The organism is Nocardioides sp. SYSU D00038, from assembly GCF_016924665.1.
Classification (GTDB): Bacteria; Actinomycetota; Actinomycetes; order Propionibacteriales; family Nocardioidaceae; genus Nocardioides.
Genome location: NZ_JAFFJT010000010.1, coordinates 29589 through 53480 on the forward strand (window position 1 = coordinate 29589; position 23892 = coordinate 53480).

At 74.2% G+C, this 23892-nt stretch carries 24 protein-coding genes and 1 tRNA gene; 12 read left to right on the forward strand and 13 right to left on the reverse strand.

Annotated features, from left to right (window positions below):
* The first annotated feature begins 13 nt into the window (after positions 1-13).
* Complete coding sequence (locus tag JT721_RS05365) at positions 14-259, forward strand: hypothetical protein (RefSeq protein ID WP_205471919.1); 246 nt, start codon at positions 14-16, stop codon at positions 257-259.
* 154 nt (positions 260-413) lie between these two features.
* On the opposite strand, the gene JT721_RS05370 is transcribed toward JT721_RS05365, so the two are convergent.
* From JT721_RS05370 to JT721_RS05395, 6 genes are read right to left on the reverse strand one after another with little or no spacing between them, the layout of a single operon-like run.
* A complete protein-coding gene (locus tag JT721_RS05370) occupies positions 414-1100 on the reverse strand; it encodes a response regulator transcription factor (protein WP_205471921.1) in 687 nt (228 codons plus the stop codon).
* The gene (locus tag JT721_RS05375) at positions 1100-2386 is read right to left on the reverse strand and encodes a sensor histidine kinase (protein ID WP_205471922.1); all 1287 of its coding nucleotides are present in this window, start codon (positions 2384-2386) and stop codon (positions 1100-1102) included. Before JT721_RS05375 ends, JT721_RS05370 begins: the two co-directional genes overlap by 1 nt.
* Positions 2383-3417, reverse strand: coding sequence for an acyltransferase (locus JT721_RS05380; protein WP_205471923.1), 1035 nt, complete (start codon positions 3415-3417; stop codon positions 2383-2385). Before JT721_RS05380 ends, JT721_RS05375 begins: the two co-directional genes overlap by 4 nt.
* The gene (locus tag JT721_RS05385; RefSeq protein ID WP_307827899.1) at positions 3414-4394 is read right to left on the reverse strand and encodes a D-alanine--D-alanine ligase; all 981 of its coding nucleotides are present in this window, start codon (positions 4392-4394) and stop codon (positions 3414-3416) included. The genes JT721_RS05380 and JT721_RS05385 overlap by 4 nt, the downstream gene beginning before the upstream one ends.
* Positions 4391-5518, reverse strand: a complete 1128-nt coding sequence (gene alr / locus JT721_RS05390) for an alanine racemase (RefSeq protein ID WP_205471924.1) — start codon at positions 5516-5518, stop codon at positions 4391-4393. Before alr ends, JT721_RS05385 begins: the two co-directional genes overlap by 4 nt.
* Complete coding sequence (locus JT721_RS05395) at positions 5515-6141, reverse strand: M15 family metallopeptidase (protein ID WP_205471925.1); 627 nt, start codon at positions 6139-6141, stop codon at positions 5515-5517. Before JT721_RS05395 ends, alr begins: the two co-directional genes overlap by 4 nt.
* A gap of 268 nt (positions 6142-6409) precedes the next feature.
* Here JT721_RS05395 and JT721_RS05400 point away from each other — a divergent pair, with 268 nt between their 5' ends.
* The 6 genes from JT721_RS05400 to JT721_RS05425 are packed head-to-tail and all read left to right on the forward strand — an operon-like array spanning position 6410 to position 12597.
* On the forward strand, positions 6410-8539 hold the full coding sequence (locus tag JT721_RS05400; protein WP_205471926.1) for a DNA polymerase III subunit gamma and tau: 2130 nt from the start codon (positions 6410-6412) through the stop codon (positions 8537-8539).
* Positions 8540-8579: 40 nt separating this feature from the next.
* On the forward strand, positions 8580-9011 hold the full coding sequence (locus JT721_RS05405; RefSeq protein WP_205471927.1) for a YbaB/EbfC family nucleoid-associated protein: 432 nt from the start codon (positions 8580-8582) through the stop codon (positions 9009-9011).
* Between the two features lie 13 nt (positions 9012-9024).
* Positions 9025-9621 carry a recombination mediator RecR gene (gene recR, locus JT721_RS05410; RefSeq protein ID WP_205471928.1) on the forward strand — a complete coding sequence of 199 codons (597 nt, stop codon included), beginning with the start codon at positions 9025-9027 and terminating at the stop codon, positions 9619-9621.
* Positions 9618-10199, forward strand: a complete 582-nt coding sequence (locus tag JT721_RS05415; RefSeq protein WP_205471929.1) for a DUF5063 domain-containing protein — start codon at positions 9618-9620, stop codon at positions 10197-10199. Before recR ends, JT721_RS05415 begins: the two co-directional genes overlap by 4 nt.
* Before the next feature lie 5 nt (positions 10200-10204).
* On the forward strand, positions 10205-11539 hold the full coding sequence (locus JT721_RS05420; protein ID WP_240340205.1) for an aspartate kinase: 1335 nt from the start codon (positions 10205-10207) through the stop codon (positions 11537-11539).
* Positions 11536-12597, forward strand: coding sequence for an aspartate-semialdehyde dehydrogenase (locus tag JT721_RS05425; RefSeq protein ID WP_205471931.1), 1062 nt, complete (start codon positions 11536-11538; stop codon positions 12595-12597). The genes JT721_RS05420 and JT721_RS05425 overlap by 4 nt, the downstream gene beginning before the upstream one ends.
* A 165-nt stretch (positions 12598-12762) precedes the next feature.
* Here the strand turns inward: JT721_RS05425 and JT721_RS05430 are convergent, their stop codons facing one another.
* The 3 genes from JT721_RS05430 to JT721_RS05440 all read right to left on the reverse strand — a co-directional run bounded on the left by JT721_RS05430 (position 12763) and on the right by JT721_RS05440 (position 14927).
* Positions 12763-13710: a hypothetical protein gene (locus JT721_RS05430; protein WP_205471932.1), complete on the reverse strand. Its 948-nt coding sequence runs from the start codon at positions 13708-13710 to the stop codon at positions 12763-12765.
* A gap of 91 nt (positions 13711-13801) precedes the next feature.
* A tRNA-Pro gene (locus JT721_RS05435) sits at positions 13802-13878 on the reverse strand.
* 125 nt (positions 13879-14003) lie between these two features.
* Positions 14004-14927 (reverse strand): metallophosphoesterase, encoded by a 924-nt coding sequence (locus JT721_RS05440; RefSeq protein ID WP_205471933.1) that lies wholly within the window; start codon positions 14925-14927, stop codon positions 14004-14006.
* A gap of 26 nt (positions 14928-14953) precedes the next feature.
* Between JT721_RS05440 and JT721_RS05445 the strand changes: the two genes are divergently transcribed.
* On the forward strand, positions 14954-15412 hold the full coding sequence (locus tag JT721_RS05445; protein WP_205471934.1) for a GatB/YqeY domain-containing protein: 459 nt from the start codon (positions 14954-14956) through the stop codon (positions 15410-15412).
* Between the two features lie 126 nt (positions 15413-15538).
* Here the strand turns inward: JT721_RS05445 and JT721_RS05450 are convergent, their stop codons facing one another.
* Positions 15539-17758 (reverse strand): transglycosylase domain-containing protein, encoded by a 2220-nt coding sequence (locus JT721_RS05450; RefSeq protein ID WP_205471935.1) that lies wholly within the window; start codon positions 17756-17758, stop codon positions 15539-15541.
* A 193-nt stretch (positions 17759-17951) separates the two neighbouring features.
* Here JT721_RS05450 and JT721_RS05455 point away from each other — a divergent pair, with 193 nt between their 5' ends.
* Positions 17952-18236 (forward strand): WhiB family transcriptional regulator, encoded by a 285-nt coding sequence (locus JT721_RS05455; RefSeq protein WP_205471936.1) that lies wholly within the window; start codon positions 17952-17954, stop codon positions 18234-18236.
* A 222-nt stretch (positions 18237-18458) separates the two neighbouring features.
* Here the strand turns inward: JT721_RS05455 and JT721_RS05460 are convergent, their stop codons facing one another.
* From JT721_RS05460 to JT721_RS05470, 3 genes are all read right to left on the reverse strand, one after another.
* Positions 18459-19634, reverse strand: a complete 1176-nt coding sequence (locus JT721_RS05460; RefSeq protein ID WP_205471937.1) for an ArsA family ATPase — start codon at positions 19632-19634, stop codon at positions 18459-18461.
* Positions 19631-20635, reverse strand: coding sequence for an ArsA-related P-loop ATPase (locus JT721_RS05465; protein ID WP_205471938.1), 1005 nt, complete (start codon positions 20633-20635; stop codon positions 19631-19633). Before JT721_RS05465 ends, JT721_RS05460 begins: the two co-directional genes overlap by 4 nt.
* 115 nt (positions 20636-20750) lie before the next feature.
* Positions 20751-21512, reverse strand: coding sequence for an IclR family transcriptional regulator (locus JT721_RS05470; RefSeq protein WP_205471939.1), 762 nt, complete (start codon positions 21510-21512; stop codon positions 20751-20753).
* A gap of 103 nt (positions 21513-21615) precedes the next feature.
* Between JT721_RS05470 and JT721_RS05475 the strand changes: the two genes are divergently transcribed.
* From JT721_RS05475 to JT721_RS05485, 3 genes are read left to right on the forward strand one after another with little or no spacing between them, the layout of a single operon-like run.
* Positions 21616-22389 carry a CoA transferase subunit A gene (locus JT721_RS05475; protein ID WP_205471940.1) on the forward strand — a complete coding sequence of 258 codons (774 nt, stop codon included), beginning with the start codon at positions 21616-21618 and terminating at the stop codon, positions 22387-22389.
* A 40-nt stretch (positions 22390-22429) separates the two neighbouring features.
* Positions 22430-23068, forward strand: a complete 639-nt coding sequence (locus JT721_RS05480) for a CoA transferase subunit B (protein WP_205471941.1) — start codon at positions 22430-22432, stop codon at positions 23066-23068.
* A 21-nt stretch (positions 23069-23089) separates the two neighbouring features.
* Entirely contained in the window at positions 23090-23839 is a 750-nt protein-coding gene (locus JT721_RS05485; protein ID WP_205471942.1) for a class I SAM-dependent methyltransferase, read from the forward strand.
* Positions 23840-23892 lie beyond the last annotated feature (53 nt).

Consider the following 23892-nt stretch of genomic DNA (forward strand, 5'->3'; position numbering starts at 1 on the left):
CACGCTGGGGCCCGTGCGCCGCGCCTTCCTGCTCCTCCGCGTGCTCGTCTACGTCGTCGCCCTGGCCCTGTTCGCCTGGGTGCTGCACGACCTCGTGCCCTATCCCGACCCGCAGCCCCCACCGGGCGAGGACGAAGGCGACGGCCAGATCGGCGCGGCCCACGACGCCCTCCTCCTCGTCGTGGTCGTCGTCGGCGGCATCCTCACCCTGGCCGTCGCCCTCGGGGAGCGGGCCGCCTGGCGCCGCCGTTCGCGGTAGTCCCGGACGTTGTGGTCGGGTCCAGCGGGCCCGGGGCGGCCATTTCGTCCGGGACTACCCGGGTGCCGCCGCTGCGGTAGTCCCTGACGTTGTGGTCGGGTCGGGGCGGCCCAGGGGGCCACTTCGTCCGGGACTATCCCCGACCGGGGCCGGCTCAGTCCACCAGCCCGTGCTCGTGGGCGAAGACGACGATCTGCACCCGGTCGCGCAGGCCCAGCTTGCGGAGGATGGCGCCCACGTGGGTCTTCACCGTCGACTCGCTGGCGAAGACCTGACTCGCGATCTCGGTGTTCGACAGCCCCCGGGCCACCGCGCCGAAGACCTCGCGCTCCTTGTCGGTGAGGGCGAGGTACGCCGCCGGGGTCGGTGTCGGGGCGCGGAACTGGTGGTCGAGCAGGGTGGACAGGTCGGCGGGGGCGAGCACCGCGTTGCCGGCGTGCACCGTGCGGATCGCGTCGCGCAGCTGCACCGGGGTGGTGTCCTTGAGCAGGAAGCCCGAGGCGCCGTGCCGGATCGCGGTCGCCGCCCGGTCGTCGAGGTTGAACGTCGTGAGCACCACCACCCGCACCGGCCGCGACCGGCGCGCCACCCGCTCGGGGGCGAACACCTGCCGGGTCGCCTCCACCCCGTCCATCTCCGGCATCCGGATGTCCATCAGCACCACGTCGGGCTCGAGCTCCTCGACCAGCCGCACCGCCTCGAGCCCGTCGCCGGCGGTGCCGACCACCCGCATCCCGGGCTGCGCGTCGACGATCACCCGCACCCCCTCGCGAAACAGGTCCTGGTCGTCGACCAGCAGCACCTCGATGTCGCGCTCGGCGGTCGCCCCGGCGTCGGTCATCACCCTCCTGCCCGCACCGGCACCCACGCGGTGGCGGTGAACGTCGTCGCGTCCGGCTCCTCGCGCCGGCGTACGTCGATCCTGCCGCCCACCGACTCCAGCCGTCGACGCATCCCGTCGAGCCCCTGGCCGCCGCCCTCGGTGGGGGCGCTGATCGGTTGGGTCACGTCGGCGGGGTCGGTGGAGTTGCGGACCTCGATCCGCAGGTCGTCCTGGAACCCGCCGTCGGGCCAGTGCCGCTCGACGTGCACGGGTCGGTCGCGGCGACCGTGCCGGATCGCGTTGGTCAGCATCTCCTGGAGCACCCGGTAGGCCACCACCTCGAGCTCCGGCGGCAGCGGCTGAGGCTGGCCCACCTCGGCGGTGAGCACCTCGTGGCCGCTGGCCCGCACCCCCTCGATCAGCTCGTCGAGCCCGCCGCGGCGGGCCTGCTCGTGCGGCGTCGCCTGCAGCACGGCCCGGACGTCCTGCAGCGAGGTGCGCGCCGAGGTGGCGACGGTGGCCAGGGTCTCCTTGAGGCGCTCCGGCTCGTCGAGGTACTGCGCCGACTCGGCCTGCGCCAGGATCACCGCCAGCGAGTGGCCGACGACGTCGTGGACGTCGCGCGCCATCCGGGCCTGCTCCTCGCGGAGCCGGGCGATCTCGCGGGCCTGCTCCGACTCGCGCTGCGCGATCGCGGCCTGCTCCTCGGCGCGCACCTGGCCGACCTCGGAGCGCTGGGCGCGCGCGGTGGCGCGCAGCGCGAGGCCGAGCAGCCACGGCAGCGCGAGCGTCAGCGTGCCGACGATCGCCGCGCCGACCAGCAGGGTGTCGCTGAACCGGTAGGCGCTGTCGATGAGCTCGCGGAAGACCACGATGCCGCGGAAGAAGCCGTACGACCCCTGCTGCACGGTCACCACGCCGATGACGGCGGCGGCCGGGATCGACAGGCCGCTCAGCACCACCGTGGGTGCCCGCCCCCACCGCGCGCACCCGAACGCGACGATCGCCACCGAGAACTGCACGGTGAGCACCGACGTCCCGTTCAGCACCTGCAACCCGCACGAGACCCAGACCAGGGTCAGCGCCGCCGCCGGTGCGCGCCGGCTCAGCCCGGACGCCGCCGCGAACGCCAGCACCAGCAGCACCTCGGGCAGCCCGGCCGGGCCGCCGACGCCGTAGACGTCGGTCGACCGGTCGGAGAGCAGCAGCTCGGCGACGCCGAAGAGCAGCACCGCCGCGCCGACCGCGGCGTCGGGGGCCCACTCCTCCCACGAGCGGGTGGCTGCCGGACGCGCGTCGGTCATGCCGTCGCCACCACGGGGGTGGTGCGGCGCGCCTCGAACGGCCGCTCCACCCAGCGCCGGCTCGCCGCCGCGGCCGCCAGTGTCAGCCCGACGGCGAGCACGCCGGCGACCGCCTCGGGCAGGTGCGGGCGCAGCCACAGCGTGAGGGGGTAGTTCCACAGGTAGCCGCCGTAGGAGACCGTGCCGAGCCAGACCAGCGCCCGCAGCGCCGGCCCGGTGACCTCGGTCCAGGTGTGCCACGACAGCAGCAGCACCGCGGTGAGCGACGCGATCGCGGGGCCTCCTGCCAGGTAGGTGAGCGCGTGACCACGCAATGGAACCACGCTCAGCACGGCCAGCCCGGCGACGGCGACGGCCGGCGTCCAGGCCGGGAGCGCAAGCCCGGCGAGCCGGTCGCGGTGCACCCGGGCGGCGCCGCCGATGACGAAGCAGAGCGCCCAGCTGGTCGGCAGCGAGTACGCCACGTCGGGTGTGCCGCGCGACCACACCACGGTGGCGACGAGCGCGAGCGTCGTGGCGGCCGCCGCCACCGCCAGCCCGCGGCGCGGGCCGAGCAGGAGCAGCAGTGCCGGCCAGACGAGGTAGAACTGCTCCTCGGTGGCCAGCGTCCACAGGTGGAACGTCGCGTCGCTGGCGTGGCCGAACGGCAGGTTGCCGGTCCAGGTGAGGGCGAAGAGCACCGTGCGCCCGAGCTCGCCGCGGTCGCCCAGGGGGTCGAGCAGCAGCGTCACCACGACCACCCCGGCCACCAGCGCGACCAGCGCCGGCACCAGCCGCCGGGCCCGGCGGGCGTAGAACCGCCGCAGGTCGATCCGGCCGGTGCGGACCCGTTCCTCGACCAGCAGCCCGGTGATCAGCCAGCCGCTGAGGGCGAAGAACATCACCACCCCGACCACCCCCGCCCCCGCGAACGGCGCGGGCAGGGCGTGGCGCAGCAGGACCAGCCCGATCGCCAAGCCCCGCAGGAGGTCCAGCCCGTCGACCCGGCCGGTGGAACGTGGCTCGGTGCGGCCCTCGGTGCGCTCCGTCATGCCGCGAGCGCGTCGCGCACCAGCAGGTCGACCAGCTCCTCGTACGACGTGCCGGCGGCCGCGAACATCCGCGGCACCTGGGACTGCTCGGTGAACCCGGGCGTGGTGTTGACCTCGTTGAGCACCGGTCCGTCGGCGGTGAGGAAGAAGTCGACGCGGGCAACGCCCCGGCAGCCGAGCGCGTCGTAGACGGCGACCGCGGCGTCCTCGAGCGCCTTGCGGTCGACGTCGGCGAGCTCGGCCGGCACCCGGAAGTCGGCCGAGCCGTCGTACTTGGTCTCGGCGTCGAACAGACCGTCGGCCACGACCTCCAGCAGCGGCGCGACCACCCGGCTCCCGTCGGGGCGGCCGAGCACCGCGACGTCGACCTCGCGGCCGACCACGACCTCCTCCACCAGCACCCGGGCGTCGAGCTCGAGCGCGGCCGCCAGGGCGGCGGGCAGCTCGTCGGGGGTGCGCACCAGCGAGACGCCGTGACTCGAGCCGGCGGCGACCGGCTTGACCACGACCGGCCCGGCGCAGGTGTACGACGCCGCGTCGGCCGCGGTGAGCAGCCGGCCCGGGGCGGTGGCGACGCCGAGCGCCCCCGCGACCAGCTTGGTGGCCCACTTGTCCATCGCCAGGGCGCCGGCCCCGACCCCCGCTCCGACGTACGGGACCCCGGCCAGCTCGCAGAGCGCCGCCAGGGTGCCGTCCTCGCCGCCCGGTCCGTGGAGCATCGGCACGACCACCGCACAGCTCCGCAGCACGTCGACCGCGCCGGCCAGCCCCAGCGGCCGGCGGCCCGCGTCGAGCCAGGTGCCGTCGCGGTGGATGGTCAGCCTCACCACGTCGTGGCCGCGGCGGGCCGCGGCCGCGGCGACGCCGGCCGCGGAGGCCAGCGAGACGTCGTGCTCGCTGCTCCGGCCGCCGCCGACGACGGCGACGCGCAGGGGGTTCGAGGGGGCGGACGCGGCGGTGGGGATGGTGGTGCTCACGCGAGGCTCCTCAGCGGGGTCGCGACGGTGGTGCGGTGCAGGCGGGAGCCGAGCCCGGTGGCGACCTCGTGCTCGATCGTGTCGGCCCAGTCGGCCCACTCGCGGACCGTCGGCTCCCCGGCGTCGCCGGGGCCGAAGACGGTCACCGGGTCGCCGGGGCGGGCCGGGGTGTCGCCGAGGTCGACGACGGCCATGTCCATCGAGATCCGCCCGACCAGGGGGCGGCGGCGCCCCGAGACCCACACCTCGCCGCGGCCGGAGGCCAGGCGGGGCAGGCCGTCGGCGTACCCGACCGGCAGCAGCCCGAGCGTGGTGCGCCGGTCGGCGACCCAGGTGTGGCCGTAGCCGACGGGGGTGCCGGGCCGGACCTCGCGGAGGGTGACCAGCGGGGCGGTGAGGGTGAGCGCCGGACGCAGCGCGGTGGTGCGCGACGGGTCGATGCCGACCAGCCCCGCACCCACCCGGCTCAGGGTGTGGTGGGTGCGCGGGTCGGTGAGCGTCGCCGAGGTGGCCGCCAGGTGGCGCACCCGGGGCCGCAGCCCGGCGGCGCGGGCGGTCTCGAGTCCCCACGCGAACCGGGTGCGGGCCGTGGCGTTGGCCGGGTGGTCGGGCTCGTCGGCGCAGCCGAGGTGGCCCATCAGCCCGACGACCTCCAGGGCCCCGGCCCGCTCCAGCCGCCGGGCCGCGCCGCACAGGGCCAGCCACTCCGCGGGGGCGGCGCCGTCGCGCGCCATGTCGACGTCGAGGTGGAGGTGCACGCGGGCGCCGGGCGGCTGGGCGAGCAGGTGCTCCAGCGACGGGACGGCGACCTCGACCCCGGCCCCGGCCGCACCTTCCCAGTCGGCGTCGACCGGGTTCAGCCAGCTCAGCACCGGCGCGTCGATGCCGTGGTCGCGCAGGGCGAACGCCTCGTCGATGCTGGTCACCCCCAGCCCGGTGGCGCCGTGCGCGAGGGCCGTGCGGGCGACGTCCGCGGCGCCGTGCCCGAACCCGTCGGCCTTGACCACCGCGAGCAGCGGGTTCAGGGCGGCGAAGGTTCGCACGTTGGCGGCCACCGCGCCGAGGTCGACGGCGAGCGTGGGCCTGCTGGGGGCGACGGCGGGCAGCACCGCGAGCGCGCTCACGCCGCCGCCTCCTGCCCGGCGACCGGTCCGTACGGCGCCGCGGCGGCACCGGTGACCAGGGCCCAGTAGCGGTCGCCGTAGGACCAGTGCCACCACTCGGTGGGGTAGTTGACCAGGCCGACGGCGCCGAGCACCCGGGCCAGCAGGTCGCGGTGGGCGCGGGCGTCGGGGGAGATGTCGGTGGCGGCGGTGTAGCAGCGGCCGCCCGACTGCTCGGGGGTCGCGTCGATCGCCGTGCCGAGGTCGAGCTCGTCGCCGCACGCGTCGACCAGGGTCAGGTCGACCGCGGCGCCGGCCACGTGCGGCGCCACCTCGACCGGCGCCACGAACCGGCTGGTCAGCACGGCGAGCTCGGTCGCCGAGACGCCGGGCCGCGCCGCGCACACCTGGGCGGAGTAGCGGGCGATGATCGCGCGCTGGTCGGCCACGCTGCGGTGCCCCTCGACCACCCGGAGCAGAACGCCGCGCGGCAGCAGGTCGCGGGCCGCGTCGAGGCGGTCGGCCAGCCCACGTCGTACCAGCGCGCGGGCGGGGCCGAACCCCTCGTCGAGCCCGACCAGGGGCTCCCCGGACTCGTGCACCGGCACCGCGGCGACCCGGGGGTCGAACAGCAGGATCGTCATGACCACCACGCTGCCGCCCCCGACCGGCCACCCGCCTCCACCTGAGGTGCCGGGTGGCTGTCCTCGAGGACGAGGTTCGTGGACTCGCGGCCCCTTGTAACGCGCGTTTACCCGAACTGGCGCGCCCTTGTAACGGCGCACCAGTTCGGATAACTGCGCGTTACATGCGCGCACCCGCCGCCGGCCCAGCCGCCCCGCCCGACCCAGCAGCCCCGCGGGCCGCCGACCGGCCTGTCCGCTGTCGGTGCGGCTGGTTAGGCTCGCCGCAATGGAGAACCACCTCGCGCTCTACCGGCGCTACCGTCCCGAGACCTTCGCCGAGGTCATCGGTCAGGAGCACGTGACCGAGCCGCTGCGCGCCGCGCTGGCCGGCAACCGGGTCAACCACGCCTACCTGTTCTCCGGCCCCCGCGGCTGCGGCAAGACCACCTCGGCGCGCATCCTGGCCCGGGCGCTCAACTGCGAGCGCGCCCCGGTCGCCGACCCGTGCGGCGAGTGCGAGAGCTGCCGCGACCTCGGCCGCGGAGGCCCCGGCTCGATCGACGTCATCGAGATCGACGCCGCCAGCCACGGCGGCGTGGACGACGCCCGCGATCTGCGCGAGAAGGCGTTCTTCGCCCCGGTGCGGAGCCGCTACAAGGTCTACATCATCGACGAGGCCCACATGGTCTCCACCCAGGGCTTCAACGCGCTGCTCAAGCTGGTGGAGGAGCCGCCGGAGCACCTGCGCTTCATCTTCGCCACCACCGAGCCCGACAAGGTGATCGCGACGATCCGCTCGCGCACCCACCACTACCCGTTCCGGCTGATCCCGCCGCGGTCGCTGTCGACGTACCTCTCCGAGCTCTGCGCCGCCGAGAACGTCGCCATCGAGCCCGCCGCGCTGCCGCTCGTGGTGCGCGCCGGCGCCGGCTCGGCCCGCGACACCCTCAGCGTGCTCGACCAGCTGATCGGCGGCGCCGGCCCCGAGGGCGTCACCTACCAGCTCGCGACCGGCCTGCTCGGCTACACCCCCGACAGCCTGCTCGACGACGTCGTCGACGCGTTCGCAGCCGGCGACGGCGCCGCGGTCTTCGGCGTGGTCGACAAGGTGATCGAAACCGGGCAGGACCCGCGCCGGTTCACCGAGGACCTGCTGCGCCGGCTGCGCGACCTGGTGATCATCGCCGCGGTGCCCGAGGCCACCGCCACCGGACTCATCGACGTCGCCCAGGACCAGGGCGAGCGGCTGGTCGCCCAGGCCGCCCGCTTCGGCGCCCACGACCTGAGCCGGGCCGCCGACATCCTCGCCACCGGCCTCACCGAGATGCGCGGCGCCACCGCGCCCCGGCTGCTGCTCGAGCTGCTCTGCGCCCGGGTGCTGCTGCCCGGCGCCGACCACGGCGTCGAGGGCCTGGCGGCCCGCCTCGACCGGCTCGAGCGCCGGATCGGGGTCACCGGCGTCCCGGCCGCCCCGGCACCTGCGGCGGCGCCCGCCGCCCCGGCCGCACCGGTGATCGAGCCGCGGGTCGTGATGCCCGAGCCCGCCCCGGCTCCCGGGCAGCCCAGCCCCGGGCAGCCCGCCGCCGAGCAGCCCGCCGCCGAGCAGCCCGCCGCCCAGGAGCCCGCCGCCGAGCAGCCCGCCGCCGAGCAGCCCCCCTCGGAGCCGGCGCGGGAGCCCGAACCCCAGCAGCCCGCCGCCGAGCCCGGCCCCGCCCAGCCACCGGCGTCCCCCGAGCCGGTGGTCGCCCCGGCCGCGCCCTCGGCCGGCGGACTGACGCTGGTCGACGTACGCCGGCTGTGGCCCGACGTGGTCGAGGCCACCAAGGCGCGCCGCCGGATCGCCTGGATCCACCTCAGCCAGAACTGTCAGGTCGTCGGCCTCGAGGGCAACGTGCTCACCCTCGGCTTCGCCAACGCCGGCGCGCGCGACTCGTTCGTGAGCAGCGGCTGCGACGACGTCGTGGTGCAGGCCGCCATCGACGTCGTCGGCGCCTCGTGGCGGATCGAGACGATCGTCGACCCGGGTGCCCAGCCCGCCGCCGTCCCCGCGGCGGCGGCCGCTCCCGCCGGTGCTCCGCCCGCCGCCGCCCCCGAGCCGCCCGAGGCGCCGGCCCCGGAGGCCGCGCCCGCCCAGGAGTCGCCTCCCGCCTGGGTCGACGCACCCCCCGCCGACGCCGGCGCGCCCGCGGCCCCGGCGATCAGGCCGGCCGCCCCCGACACCATCGCGGCAGCTCGCGAGGCGGTGCGGCAGACCCGCGAGCCCGGTGCCGACCAGCCGCGCGACGCCGACCTGGCCGCGGCCGACGCCGACGCCCACCCCGACGACCCCGCCGTCGACAACGACCCCGTCGGCGCCGCGGAGCTGCTCGCCCGCGAGCTCGGCGCCCGCCCCATCGAGGAGATCCCGAACCCATGACCCCGCGGCAGTCCCGCACCGCCCGAGAGGCAGGTACCCCGTGACCGACAACCCCTTCGACGCCCTCGGCAACGCCGGCGGCTTCGACCTGGGCGGCCTGCTCCAGCAGGCCCAGCAGATGCAGGAGCGGCTGGCCGAGGCCCAGCAGCGGCTCGCCGAGACCACCGTCGACGGCACCGTCGCCGGCGGGGCCGTGACCGTGCAGGTCAACGGCATCGGCGACCTGGTCAAGGTCGACATCAAGCCCGGCGGCTTCGACGGCGACGACGCCGACGACCTGGCCGACCTCGGCGACATGGTCGTCGCCGCCTACCGCGACGCCAAGGCCCAGGCTGACGCCCTCGCCGGCGAGGCCCTCGGCCCGCTCGCGGGCGGGCTGGGCGGTGGGCTCCCCGGGGGGCTGCCCGGTGGTCCTGGCGGCCCGGGCGGCGAGCTGCCCGGCGGGGGAGCCCCGGGCCGGCTCGGCTTCTAGGGACAATCACCCCATGTACGAAGGCGTGGTCCAGGACCTCATCGACGAGCTCGGCCGGCTGCCGGGCGTCGGTCCCAAGAGCGCCCAGCGGATCGCCTTCCACCTGCTCCAGGCCGAGCCCACCGACGTACGCCGGCTCGCCGACGTGCTGGTCGAGGTCAAGGCCAAGGCCCGGTTCTGCTCGATCTGCTTCAACATCTCCGAGGACGAGCAGTGCCGGATCTGCCGCGACCCGCGGCGCGACGCGACCCAGCTGTGCGTCGTCGAGGAGTACAAGGACGTCGTCGCGATCGAGCGCACCAAGGAGTTCCGCGGCCGCTACCACGTGCTCGGCGGCGCGATCTCGCCGATCGAGGGCATCGGTCCCGACCAGCTGCGGATCCGCGAGCTGATGATGCGGCTCTCCGACCCCGGCATCACCGAGGTCATCCTCGCCACCGACCCCAACCTCGAGGGCGAGGCGACGGCGACGTACATCACCCGGATGCTCCACGACCTGCCGGTCAAGGTCAGCCGACTGGCCAGCGGCCTGCCGGTGGGCGGCGACCTGGAGTACGCCGACGAGGTCACCCTGGGACGCGCATTCGCAGGAAGGTTGAGCGCGCAGTGAACGACAGCGACAACGAGGACTTCGCCCAGCAGATCGCCGACTCGGTCGCGAGCTTCCTGCTCGCGCTCCGTGAGATCGCCGCCGAGGGCGACCCGGGCCGGGCGATCTCCCTGCTCCTGCTCGAGATCAGCCAGATCTCACTCGCCGGGGCCCGGCTGGGCGCCCACGTCGACTTCGAGCCCCGCGAGGAGTACCAGCCCGACGTCGGCCCCGAGAGCGACCTCGACCAGCTCCGGCTGCGGCTGGCCACGATGCTCGACAACCTCGACACCTACAGCTTCGTCTTCGACCCCTACGTGCCCGAGCTGGTCGAGAGCAACCTCTCCGACGACCTCACCTCCATCGCCTCCGACCTCGAGACCGGCCTGCGCCACTACCGCTCCGGCGACGTCGAAGAGGCGCTGTGGTGGTGGCAGTTCTCCTACGTGTCCTCGTGGGGCAACCTGGCCGGCGTCGCCCTCAACGCGCTTCTCTCGATCGTGTCCCACGACCGGCTCGACACCGAGTTCACGGGCGAGGCCGAGGACGTCGCCGCCGCCGGTGAGATGCTCGGATCCGGGGAGTCCACGCCCCGGTAGAATCGATGGTCGGTCCGGGGGTTCCGGGCCGATCAACCAACCAGAGGTCGATTCCCGTGGGCATTGTCGTGCAGAAGTACGGCGGTTCGTCGGTCGCTGACGCTGCGGCCATCAAGCGCGTCGCCCAGCGGATCGTCGACACCAAGCGCGCCGGGCACGACGTCGTCGTCGCGGTCTCCGCGATGGGCGACACCACCGACGACCTGCTCGACCTCGCCGAGCAGGTCAGCCCGCTGCCCCCGCCGCGCGAGCTCGACATGCTGCTGACCGCGGGCGAGCGGATCTCGATGGCCCTGGTCGCGATGGCGATCTCCGACCTCGGATTCACAGCGCGCTCGTTCACCGGCTCCCAGGCGGGCGTGATCACCGACTCGGTGCACGGCAAGGCGAAGATCATCGACGTCACCCCGGGACGGATCTCCGCGGCCATCGACGAGGGGCACATCGTCATCGTCGCCGGCTTCCAGGGCGTCAGCCAGGACACCAAGGAGATCACCACCCTCGGCCGCGGCGGCACCGACACCACCGCCGTCGCATTGGCCGCCGCGCTGCGCGCCGACGTCTGCGAGATCTACACCGACGTCGACGGCGTCTTCACCGCCGACCCCCGGATCGTGCCGACCGCCCGCAAGCTCGACCGCGTCACCTACGAGGAGATGCTCGAGATGGCGGCGTGCGGGGCGAAGGTCCTCCACCTGCGGTGCGTCGAGTACGCCCGCCGCTACGACATCCCCATCCACGTGCGCTCCTCGTTCAGCAAGCTCGAGGGCACCACCGTGGAGGGCAGCATCAACGACGAGGCCCACCAGGAGGCCACCATGGAAGCAGCGATCATCGCCGGCGTCGCCCACGACCGGAGCGAGGCCAAGATCACCGTGGTCGGCGTGCCCGACAAGGTGGGCGTCGCCGCCCGGGTCTTCGACGCCCTCGCCGCCGCGCAGATCAACCTCGACATGATCGTCCAGAACGTGTCGGCCGCGGCCACCAACCTCACCGACATCTCCTTCACGCTGCCGCGCACCGACGGCCCGACCGCGATGAAGGCGCTGACCGTGCTCCAGGACGAGGTCGGCTTCGAGAAGCTGCTCTACGACGACCAGGTCGGCAAGGTCTCCCTGATCGGGGCCGGCATGCGCTCCCACCCGGGCGTCACCGCGCGGTTCTTCTCGGCGATCGCCGAGGCCGGGGTCAACATCGAGATGATCTCCACCTCCGAGATCCGGATCTCGGTCGTGGTCGACGAGGGCGACGTCGACGCCGCGGTCGCCGCGGCGCACACGGCGTTCGACCTCGACTCCTCCGAGGTGGAGGCCGTCGTCTACGGAGGTACCGGCCGATGAACCCCACCGCCGTCAACCTCGGCGTCGTCGGCGCCACCGGTCAGGTCGGCGTCGCCATGCGGCAGATCCTCGAGGAGCGTGGCTTCCCGGTGGGTCAGGTGCGCTTCTTCGCCTCGGCCCGCTCGGCGGGGACGGTGCTGCCGTTCGCCGGTGGCGAGGTCACCGTCGAGGACGCCGCGACCGCCGACCCCTCCGGCCTCGACATCGCGCTGTTCTCCGCGGGCGCGACCACCTCGCGGGCCCTGGCCCAGAAGTTCGTCGACGCCGGCGTGATCGTCGTCGACAACTCCTCGGCGTTCCGCAAGGACCCCGACATCCCGCTCGTCGTCTCCGAGGTCAACCCCGGTGCGGCCGCGGGCGTGATCGAGGCGGGGCGCGGCATCATCGCCAACCCCAACTGCACGACGATGGCCGCGATGCCGGTGCTCAAGGCGCTGCACGACGAGGCCGGGCTGGTGCGGCTGATCGCCTCGACCTACCAGGCCGTCTCCGGCTCCGGGGTCGCCGGCGTCGAGGAGCTGGCCGGCCAGGTCGCCGCCGCCGGCGACAAGGCGACCGAGCTGGCCTACGACGGCGAGGCCGTCGCCTTCCCGGAGCCGGTCAAGTACGTCCGGCCGATCGCCTACAACGTGCTGCCGATGGCCGGCTCGATCGTCGACGACGGGCTCGACGAGACCGACGAGGAGCAGAAGCTGCGCAACGAGTCGCGCAAGATCCTCGACCTGCCCGACCTCAAGGTCTCCGGCATCTGCGTGCGGGTCCCGGTCTTCACCGGTCACTCGCTGGCGGTGAACGCGGAGTTCGAGCGCCCGATCACCCCCGCCCGGGCCCGCGAGATCCTCGCCGACGCGCCCGGGGTCGAGCTCACCGACGTCCCGACCCCGCTTCAAGCCGCGGGCAAGGACCCGTCGTACGTCGGCCGGATCCGCCAGGACCCCGGCGTCGACGGCGACCGCGGCCTCGCGCTGTTCATCTCGGGTGACAACCTGCGCAAGGGCGCCGCCCTCAACACCGTGCAGATCGCCGAGCTGGTCGTCGCCGCCTCCGCCGCCGGCTGAGGCTGCCTGGGGCCCGTCGGGGGCTACCGGGGGCGGGTGAATCGACCGGAACTCCTCGATCGAGGGGTTGTGGTCGGTCGCGCGGGTGCTCAAGGTGCCGTAACTCCGCGATTGCGTGGTTCTGGTCGATTCGCCCGCCGACCCCACGAACCGCCGCGCCGGCGGTCAGTCGTCGTCGGCGCCTTCGATGAACGTGGTCGTCACCCAGTGCGACAGGGCGTAGGTCGCGACCGCGATCAGCGGGATGACGATCACCATCCACCACCGGTCGAGCTGCTCCACCAGGAACAGCAGGGCCAGCACCGCGAGCAGGCCCACAGCCAGGAAGCTGGTGCTTCCCGCGTCGGGCACCTGGGCCGCCCGCAGCATCGCGGCACCCAGCAGGATGCCGCCGATCAGGATCGCGACCAGCAGCGGGAAGCCGGTGCCGCCGCAGGTCGAGGTGCCCTTGACCGCCTCGCAGCCGCGGAGGGCTCCGGCGGTGAGGGCGACGATCACCAGGCCGACGACCGCACCGGTGACCAGGGCGGCGAGTCGTCCGGTCAGCCACGGGTCGCGGGGCTCGTCGTCCACGCCCTCGTCCGCGCCGTCGTCCCGGGGGTCGGGCGAGACCCGGGTGGCGGACGTCGGCTCGGGGGTCACGGCGCGGCGGCGGGTGGCGGCGGGGGTGGTCCGGGTGGGTGCCTCGTCGGCGAACAGCGGCGCACCCGCGGCGCGAGCCGCCGGCGCCGCGTCGGCGTCGAGGATCGTCGTGGGGTCGTCCGTCGGCCCACTGGGAGCCGGTCGGGTCGCCGCCGGCGGCGGGACGTCGCGGACGGCCGGTCGCTCCGCGGTGTCGCTCATCGACGCCGCGGGCTGCCGCGGTGGCGCAGTCGGTGGGACCGGGGCGGGGGGCGGGACGGGAGCAGGCGCGGCCGTCGGGGCGGGCGTCGGAGCGGGAGCGGTGGGCGGGGTGGCGGCAGGGGTGCTCGGCGGCGCGACCGGCGGTGCGCCCTGCTGCTCGGGGGCCGGTGCCGGAGCGGGGTCGGCGCCCTGCTCCTTCTTCCGCTTCTTGCGCCCGAACCCGAAGGACGGCGGCGCGATCGACGGGCCGTCGTTGCCGTTCTCAGCCATGCCGGTCAGTCTGTCACGCCGGGCGCGGGCTGGGAGCGAGGGCGGCACGAGAACGACGACGGCCGGACCCCGTGGGGTCCGGCCGTCGTGGTGGTCGGGCTGACAGGATTTGAACCTGCGGCCTCTTCGTCCCGAACGAAGCGCGCTACCAAGCTGCGCCACAGCCCGATCGTGGGCCTGCCCCGAGGAGGTCGGCCCACAAGCAGTGGAGCATACCGGAGCACCCGGGCCGCTCCCCAATCGAGCCCCCGGGGCGGACGGCGGGCTGGAGGCGGGGAGGACGACGGTCCGGGTCAGCCCCGCGGGACCAGGGCCAGCAGCGTCGCCTCGGGCCGGCAGGCGATCCGGAACCGGGTGGTCGGCGACGTCCCGAGCCCGGCCGAGACGTGCAGCCAGGCCGAGCCGGGGTCGCCGTCACGGGAGGTCGCCGGGTGCCGGTGCAGACCCTTCGCGCGCGCCGGCTCGAGGTCGCAGTTGGTGGTCAGCGCACCCCATCCCGGCACGCACACCTGGCCGCCGTGCGTGTGCCCGGCGATGACGGCGTCGTACCCGTCGGCGGCGAACTGGTCGAGCACCCGGAGGTACGGCGCGTGGCTGACCCCGAGCCGGACGTCGGCCTCCGGGTCGGCCGGCCCGGCGACCTGGTCGAGCCGGTCGTAGCGCAGGTGGGGGTCGTCGACGCCGGCGAAGGCCAGGGCGAGGCCGCCCACCTCGAGCGAGGCGGTGGTGTTGGTCAGGTCGAGCCAGCCGCGCGAGGTGAACCGGTGCTTGAGCTCGGGCCACGGCAGCTGGGGGGTGCGGGTGTGGCGCTGCCCGTCGTCGGGCAGCAGGTAGCGCACCGGGTTGCGCAGCGACGGCTCGAAGTAGTCGTTGGAGCCGAGCACGAAGACGCCGGGCACGTCGAGCAGCGACCCGAGCGCGTCCGTGACGACCGGGACGGCCTCGCGGTGGGACAGGTTGTCGCCGGTGTTGATGACGAGGTCGGGCTCGAGCCCGGCGAGGTGGGCGAGCCACTCCTGCTTCTTGCGCTGCCCCGGCGTCATGTGGATGTCGCTGACGTGGAGCACCCGCAGCGGCCGGGCCCCGGCGGGCAGCAGCGGCACCTCGACCCGGCGCAACGTGTACTGCCGCGCCTCGACGTGGGCGTAGGCGACGACCCCGGCCCCCACCACCGCACCCGCCCGGGCGACCCGGGTCAGGAGGCGGGAGAGCGGCACCACCCAACCCTGCCACAATGGCCGGCATGAGTGCCCTCAAGGACCGGCTCCGCTCCGACCTCACCGCCGCGATCAAGGCGCGCGACGAGGTGCGCTCCTCCACGCTGCGGATGGTGCTCACCGCGATCACCAACGCCGAGGTCGCCGGCAAGGAACAGCGCGAGCTCAGCGACGACGACGTCGTCGGCGTGCTGTCCAGCGAGGCCAAGAAGCGCCGTGAGGCCGCCACCGCCTTCGACGACGGTGGCCGGCCGGAGATGGCGGAGAAGGAGCGCGCCGAGGCCGCCGTCCTGGCCGACTACCTCCCCGAGCAGCTCTCGGCCGACGACATCGCCGCGATCGTCACCGCCGCCGTCGAGCAGACCGGTGCCGCCGGCGAGGGGATGCGGGCGATGGGCAAGGTGATGGGCGCCGTGCAGCCCCAGGTCAAGGGTCGCGCCGACGGCGCCGCGGTCGCCGCGGAGGTACGCCGCCAGCTCGGCTGACCCGGGCGGGTGGTTTCCCCGGTTCACCGGGGAAACCCCCACTTGTCGGCCGAAGTTCTGGCCGAGAAGTCGGAGTTCCGGCCGAGAGGTCCGGCCGCAACGCCGGGGGAGCTCCGGGCGGGTGCCTCAGCGACCGCCGCCGCCCCCGCCGTTGCCGCCGCCGTTGCCCCCGCCGTTGCCGCCGCCGTTCCCACCGCCGCCGCCGTTACCGGGACGACCACCGGGACGCCCGCCCGGCCGCGGGGGCTTGGGCTGGGGCACCGAGGTGACGCCGGCACCGGACACCCCCGAGGGGTAGACGAAGTTCTCGTAGTCGAGCTGGTCGTCGATCACCTTCATCGCGTCACCCCAGATCGGGGCGGCGAAGCCGGAGCCGGACGCGGAGTAGATGTAGTTGCCGCCGATGGTGTTGCCGGGCAGGTAGCCCGGGGTGCCGTCGGGGTTGACCGCGGCGATCATCGCGGCCGCGGCGATCTGCGGCGTGTAGCCGGCGAACCACACCGACGACTGGCCCTGCGTGGTGCCGGTCTTGCCGGCCGCGGGCTGGTCGAGCGCCTGCGCCGAGGCGAAGCCGCCCTCGATCACGCCGCGGAGCACGTCGCTCACCGCGTCGGCGGTCTCCTGCTCCATGACCTGCTGGCACTTCTTGTCGTAGGACTTCACCACGTTGCCGCGGGCGTCGAGGATCTGCGTGACCGGGCGGGAGTCGCAGTGGAGGCCGCGGGCCGCGAACGTCGCGTACGCCTCGGCCATCTCCAGCGGGCTGACGCCGGCGACGCCGAGGGTGAAGTTCGGCACCAGCTCCGCACCGTTGCCGTTGCGGTCACCGCGGGGGTTCGTGAGCCGGATCCCCATCTTCTTGGCCAGCCGGAACGGGGCGCAGACGCCGGTCTCGCGCTCCAGCTGGAGGTAGAAGGTGTTCACCGACAGCCGGGTGCCGGAGTAGAGGTTCATCATCCCGCTGCTGGTGGAGTTGTCGATGTTGAACGTCCCGCCGAACGGCGGCGAGCCGGGGCAGGTCGCGAAGTCGGAGGCGTTGAAGTCCATCGACGGCGGCGAGTTGTAGGCCTGCGAGAGCGGGATGCCCGACTCGATCGCGGCGGCCAGCGTGAACACCTTGAACGTCGACCCGGCCTGGAACCCGGCCGCGTCGCCGAGCTCCTGCGGGACGGCGTAGTTGAGGAACGTCTGGCCCTCGCGCTTGTTGCGTCCCATCGGCCGGGACTGGGCGATGCCCTTGACCAGGCCGGTGCCGGCCTCGACGACCGCGAGGCCGCCGATGGCGTTGTCGGTGGGGTAGACGTGGTTGCGGACGGCGTTGTCGGCCGCCTCCTGCGCGCGCAGGTCGAGGCTGGTCTTGATCGTCAGCCCGCCGCGCTGGATCAGCGCCCGGCGCTCCTCGACGGTCTTGCCGAGCGCGGGGTCCTGGAGCAGGTAGCGGACGGCGTAGTCGCAGAAGAACGGCGCGCGGGTGTCGAGGCAGCCGTTCTGCTTCGGCTGGATCCGCAGGCCGAGGTCGCGCTCCTTGAGCTGGTCGGCCTTGGCCTCGGTGATCACGCCGAGCTGGGCCATCCGGTCGAGCACGACGTTGCGTCGCTCGATGGTCTTGTCGGGGTAGTTCGTGGGGTCGTAGCCGGTGGGGTTCTTCACCAGTCCGGCGAGCATCGACGACTGCTGGGCGTTGAGGTTCTTGGCGTTGACGTTGAAGTAGTGGCGGGCGGCGGCCTGGATGCCGTAGACGCCGTCGCCGAAGTAGGAGGTGTTGAGGTAGCGCTCGAGGATCCAGTCCTTGCTGTGGTTCTGCTCCAGCGCGATGGCGTAGCGCAGCTCGCGGATCTTGCGCGCGTAGGACTCCTCGGTCGCGGCCTGCCGCTCCTCGTCGGTGTCGGCTGCGTTGATGAGCGTCAGCTTCACGAGCTGCTGGGTGATCGAGGAGCCGCCCTGCACAACGCCGCTGTTGGCCTGGTTGGTGATCAGCGCGCGCAGCGTGCCCTTCAGGTCGAGCGCGCCGTGCTGGTAGAAGCGGTAGTCCTCGATCGCGACGATCGACTTCACCATCATCCGGCTGATCTGCCGCAGCGGCACGACCACCCGGTTCTCGTCGTAGATCGAGGCGATCTTGTCGCCGCGGGCGTCGAGGATGGTCGTCGTCTGGGGCAGCGACTCGGTCTCGAGCTCGGCGGGGAGCGCGTCGATGCTGTCGGCCACGTTGCGCGCGCCGACGCCGAGGACGCCGGCGAACGGGATGGCGAGCCCGGCGGTCACGACCCCGAGCACGGCGGCCACGGCGGCCATGACCAGGAGGCTGGAGAGCACGCGACGCTTGGGCTCGCGGGTCGTGGGCATGACCGCAAGGGTACGGGAGCCCGGGAGCCCCCAGCCATCGGCGACCGCGTGGAACTAGTCATTTGTGACTATGCAGGTCCGGTCGAACGAGGCTGTCTGCTGTGACATCGGTTTTCATACGCTCTCTCGTGTCGGGGGAACCCGGGTAGGCGTCATGGGGCGCAGGCATATCTCGGAGAACGTGGGGACTGACATGTGGATCGAAGACTGGGCGCCGATCGCCGCGTGCCGTGAGTCTCAGCCGGACCAGCTGTTCGTGCGTGGTGCCGAGCAGAACAAGGCCAAGCAGGTCTGCAGCGGCTGCCCCGTGCGCACCGAGTGCCTCGCCGAGGCCCTCGACAACCAGATCGAGTGGGGCGTCTGGGGCGGGATGACCGAGCGGGAGCGCCGCGCGCTGCTCCGCCGCAACCCGAACGCCCACTGGCGGATGGTCCTCGAGCAGGCCCGCACCCGGGCGACCGAGACCGCGGACGCCTGACCCCACCCCGCCGGGCCACGGCCCGGGTGCCGCGCGCAGCGCCTCGCGCTGCCCACGATCTCGCGGCCGGCTGACGCCACCTCGGTGGCCTTCGGCCGGCCGCCAGGCACATTTCGGAGGGTTTCGGCGGCCGCACCGACGGCGTCTTTGCGCGGTTGGTGCGCCCCGGACCCGCCGTCCCGCCGCCCGGACGGCGCCTTTGCGCGGTTCGTGCGCCCGACCTCAGCCCGGCAGCGCCCCGTCGGAGAGCAGCTGCCCGACCCGGCGCAGACCGGTGAGGTCGTGCACGTCGCCGGCGAGCGCCGGGACGACGGCGGTGGCCACTCCGGGGTGGGCGGCCGTGAACCGCTGCCGCAGCCGCCGTTCGCGCTCCACCATCCGGGCCCGGTCGGCGTGCAGGCGCAGCAGCCCCGCAGTGGGAGCGGCCGACGGATCGTCGCGCAGCCGGGTCGCCACCGCCATCGCCTCGTCGGCCCCGAGGTCACCGTGCGGGGGCCGGGTGGCGCGGTTGACGACCAGCCCGGCCAGCGGCATCCGGTCCTCGCTCAGCCGCTCCACGAAGTACTCCGCCTCCCGGAGGGCGTCCGGCTCGGGGGCGGCGACGACGAGGAACGCCGTGCCGCGGGCCTGGAGCAGCGCGTAGGTCTGCTGGGCCCGCTGGCGGAACCCGCCGAAGACCGTGTCGAGTGCGGCCACGAACGTCTGCAGGTCGCGCAGCACCTGGGCGCCGAGGATCTTGGTGAGCGCACCGGTGATCAGCCCCAGGCCGGCGCTCATCAGCCGGGCCGGGCCGCGGGCGGGGGCGAGCATCAGCCGGATGAACCGGCCGTCGAGGAAGCTCGAGAGCCGCTCGGGGGCGTCGAGGAAGTCCAGCGCCGAGCGCGACGGCGGGGTGTCGACCACGATCAGGTCGTAGTCGGCGTCGCGGTGGATCTGGCCGAGCTTCTCCATCGCCATGTACTCCTGGGTGCCCGCGAACGACGACGACAGCGCGACGTAGAACGGGTTCGCCAGGATCTGCTGCGCCTTCTCGGGCGTGGCCTGGCTGAGCACCACCTCGTCGAAGGTGCGCTTCATGTCGAGCATCATCGCGTCGAGGCTGCCGCCCGCGGCGTCGTCGATCCCCAGCACCGGCCGCGGGGTGTTGTCGAGCGCCTCGATGCCCATCGACTGCGCCAGCCGCCGGGCCGGGTCGATCGTGAGCACGACGACCCGCCGGCCCCGCTCGGCGGCACGCAGGGCGAGCGCCGCCGAGGTGGTGGTCTTGCCGACCCCGCCGGAGCCGCAGCAGACGACGATCCGGGTGTGGGGGTCGTCGAGCAGCGCGTCGACGTCGAGGGCGGGTGCGGTGCCGGCGGCGGCCGCCAGCGGTCCGACCCGGGTGCGCGACTTGGTCATGCCAGCCCCTGCCCCCGCAGCGACGCCGCGAGCTCGTAGAGCCCGCCCAGGTCGACGCCCTGGGCCAGCCGGTCGAGCTCGTACGACGGCACGTCCATCCGCTCCACCAGCGCCCGCTGGGCGTCCTCGAGCGCGCGCCGCTCGGCGTGGTCGCGGGCCTCGAGCAGGAGTCCGTCGACGAGGGCGGCGTCGGGGTCGACGCCGCCGCGGCGCAGGTCGGCCTCGACGGCGGCGCGGTCGAGGGTGCCGGCGCGGGCGGCGGCGAGGTCGGTCTCGGTGAGGTCGCGCGGGCGCACCAGGTTGACCACGACGCCGCCGACCGGGAGCCCGGCGGCCCGCAGGTCGGCGATCCCGTCGGCGGTCTCCTGCACCGGCATCTCCTCGAGCACGGTGACCAGGTGCACCGCGGTCTCGCGCGAGCGGAACAGCGTCATCATCGTGTCGGCCTGGTTCTTGACCGGGCCCACCTTCGCGAGCCCGGCCAGCTCGTCGCTGACGTTGAGGAACTGGTTGATCCGGCCGGTGGGCGGGGCGTCGAGCACCACGGCGTCGTAGTCGATCGCGCCCTTGTTGCGGCTGTTGCGCCGCACCGCCTCGAACACCTTGCCGGTGAGCAGCACGTCGCGGACGCCGGGAGCGATCGTGGTCGCGAACTCGATCACGCCGAAGCGGTCGAGGGCCCGGCCCGCACGACCGAGCTTGTAGTACATGGAGAGGTACTCCAGCAGCGCGGCCTCGGGGTCGATGTGCAGCGCGTGCACGGTGCCCGGCGCCCGGTCGTCGGTGGCCAGCCCGGTGGCGATCCGACGCTCCTCGTAGGGCAACGGGTCGACGTCGAACATCCGCGCGATCCCCTGGCGGCCCTCGACCTCGCACAGCAGCACGTGCTTGCCGTGGGAGGCCAGCGCGAGCGCGAGCGCGGCCGCCACCGTCGACTTGCCGGTGCCGCCCTTGCCCGTCACGACGTGCAGGCGCACGTGCGGCCAGTCCGACGTCGTCACGCACCGAGCCTAGGCCGTGGCCGCGGCCGCCCGGGTGTGACCTTCGACGCCGGGCTCACCGCCGGGCTCACCGGCGGGCTCACCGGCGGGCTCACCGGCGGGCTCACCGGCGGGCTCACCGGCGGGCCAGGGCCCGGGTCAGCTCGTGGGCCTCGTGCAGCAGCAGCGCGCCCAGCTCGGGCTGCCGCGCGGGGCCGAAGCGCTGCTCGATGCCGGTCAGGCTCAGCGCCCACGCCGGCCGGCCGTCGCCGTCGAAGACCGCCGCCCCCATCCCCCAGCTGCCCTCGACGAGCAGGCCCGGGTTCACGGCCCAGCCGGTCTCGCGGGTGGCGCGCACCCGGGCCCGCAGCGCGTCGGGGGCGTGCGCGGCGCCGTACGCCGCGGTGAGGTCGTGCCGGTCGAGGAACGCCTCGACCTCGGCGTCGGTCAGGTGGGCGAGCACCACCAGCCCCGCCGAGGCCACCCCGAGGGGGAACCGGATGCCCTCGTGGAGCACGTGGGAGCGGATCGGGAAGCTGCCGTCCTCGCGCACCAGGCAGACCGTCTCGTCGCCGCGGCGCGCGGAGAGGAACGCGCTCTCCCCGGTGGTCAGCGAGAGCCGGCGCACGTGCGGCTGGGCGAGCGCCGTGACGTCGTAGCGCCGCTGCGCGGCCGCGCCCAGCAGGTAGAGCTCGGGCCCGAGCAGCCAGCGCCCGGTCGCGCCGTCGCGGTCGACCATCCCCTCGACCAGCAGCGAGCTCAGCAGGCGGTGCACGGTGGGTCGGGCGAGGCCGGTGCCGCGGGCCAGCCCGCTCGTGGTGGCTCCGTCGGGCTCGGCGGCTGCCAGCGCCCGGAGCACGCTGCCGACCCGGCCCACGACGTCGGAGGGAGTGTCCACTGTGCGGACGTTACCGACTACGGCGGTCCACTGTGCGACTGATCCGCGTCAGCTGGGTGGGCGGGCGTTGACGCCGCGGGCGCGGTCCGGATTGGATCGCCGCATGGACAAGGTGGTGGAGTCGGCCGCGGCGGCGGTCGCCGACGTCGCCGACGGCGCGACGCTGGCGGTCGGCGGCTTCGGCCTGTGCGGCATCCCGTCGGTGCTGATCGAGGCGCTGCTGGCGCAGGGCACCCGCGACCTCGAGGCGGTCTCCAACAACGCCGGGGTCGACGACTGGGGACTGGGCCGGCTGCTGGCCGCCGGCCGGCTGCGGCGGATGGTGTCGTCGTACGTCGGCGAGAACAAGGAGTTCGCGCGCCAGTACCTCGCCGGCGAGCTCGAGGTGGAGCTCACCCCGCAGGGGACGCTCGCCGAGCGGATGCGTGCCGGCGGCTCCGGCATCCCGGCGTTCTTCACCGCGACCGGCGGCGGCACCCAGGTGGCCGAGGGCGGGCTGCCGTGGCGCTACGACAGCGAGGGCAACGTCGTCGTGGCCTCGCCACCCAAGGAGACGCGGACCTTCGGCGAGGGCGACGGCGCGCGCGAGTACGTGCTGGAGCACGCGATCGTGGCGGACTTCGGGCTGGTGCGGGCCTGGCGGGGCGACCGCCACGGCAACCTCGTCTACCGCGACTCCGCGCGCAACTTCAACCCGCTCGCCGCCATGTGCGGCCGGCTGACGATCGCCGAGGTCGAGGAGCTGGTCGAGCCCGGCGAGATCGACCCCAACCACGTGCACACACCCGGCGTGTACGTGCAGCGGGTGGTGGCACTCACCCCGGAGCAGGCCGCGGACAAGCGGATCGAGAAGCGCACGGTGAGGGAGCGGACGTGACCGACGCACCGCGCCCCGCCCCGACGGAGGAGGGCCACTGATGGGCTGGACCCGCGAGGAGATGGCGGCGCGGGCCGCCAGCGAGCTCACCGACGGCTCCTACGTCAACCTCGGCATCGGCCTGCCGACCCTGGTGCCCAACTACGTCGCCGACGACGTGGAGCTGGTGCTGCAGTCCGAGAACGGCATCCTCGGCGTCGGCGCCTACCCGTGGGCGGGTGAGGAGGACCCCGACCTGATCAACGCCGGCAAGGAGACCGTGACGCTGCGGCGCGGTGCGTCGTTCTTCGACTCCGCGACCTCCTTCGGCATGATCCGCGGCGGCAAGATCGACGCCGCCATCCTGGGCGCGATGCAGGTCTCCCGGGCCGGCGACATCGCGAACTGGATGATCCCCGGGAAGATGGTCAAGGGCATGGGCGGCGCGATGGACCTGGTCCACGGCGCCAAGCGGGTGATCGTGCTGATGGAGCACGTCGCCAAGGACGGCACCCACAAGATCGTGGAGGAGTGCTCGCTGCCCTACACCGGTCGCGGCGTCGTGCAGCGGATCATCACCGACCTGTGCGTGATCGACGTGGTGCCGGCCTCCGAGGGTGGCGGGCTGCGGCTGGTCGAGCTCGCCCCCGGCGTCACCGAGGACGAGGTGCGCGAGAAGACCGAGCCGACGCTGCGCTGAGGCTCCACTAGGTTGACCGGCATGGTCGACGGAGCCGACGCCGACGTCTGGTCGCAGGTGGCCGACGGCTGGGCCGACCTGTGGGGTGGCTTCGCGGATCCCGTGCGCGAGGTGCTGGTGCGCGAGGCGGAGGTCGGGCCCGGCACCCGGGTGCTCGACGCCGGCACCGGCTCCGGCGAGCTGCTGCCGGTGCTGGCCGCCACCGGCGCCGAGGTCACCGGTGCCGACCCCGCGGCCGGGATGGTCGCGCTGGCCCGACGACGGCACCCCGTCGTCGTGCGGGCCGGGCTGGAGCGGCTGCCGTTCGCCGACGCGTCGTTCGACGTCGTCACCATGGTCAACGCCCTCCAGCTCGCCGGCGACACCGGGTCCGCGCTGGCCGAGGTGGCCCGGGTGCTCGCGCCCGGCGGGCGGGTGGCGGTGAGCGGGTGGGCCGAGGCCGAGCGCAACGACGTCGACGCGATCGAGGCCGCCCTCGCGGCCGACGACGGCGAGCGGCCGGCCGACGGCGGCCCCCTGCGCCGGCCCGGCGGACTCGAGGAGGCGCTGGCTGCTGCCGGGTTCGGGGTGCTGGCGGCGGGAATGGTCGACGCGCCGTGGCACGCGTCCGACGACGAGACGTTGGTGCGCGGCGTCCTGCTCGGCGAGGACGCCGCCGGGCTCCTCGAGCGGGGGCCGGTGGTGGTGGCCGCGGCGGCGCCGTACGCCGACGGCGCGGGCGGCTACCTGCTGCGCAACGCGCTCCGCTGGGCGGTCGGGGTCCGCGGCTGATGTCACATCCCGCGGTGCCGGCTCGTCCACCGGGCATGACAACGAGGAACATC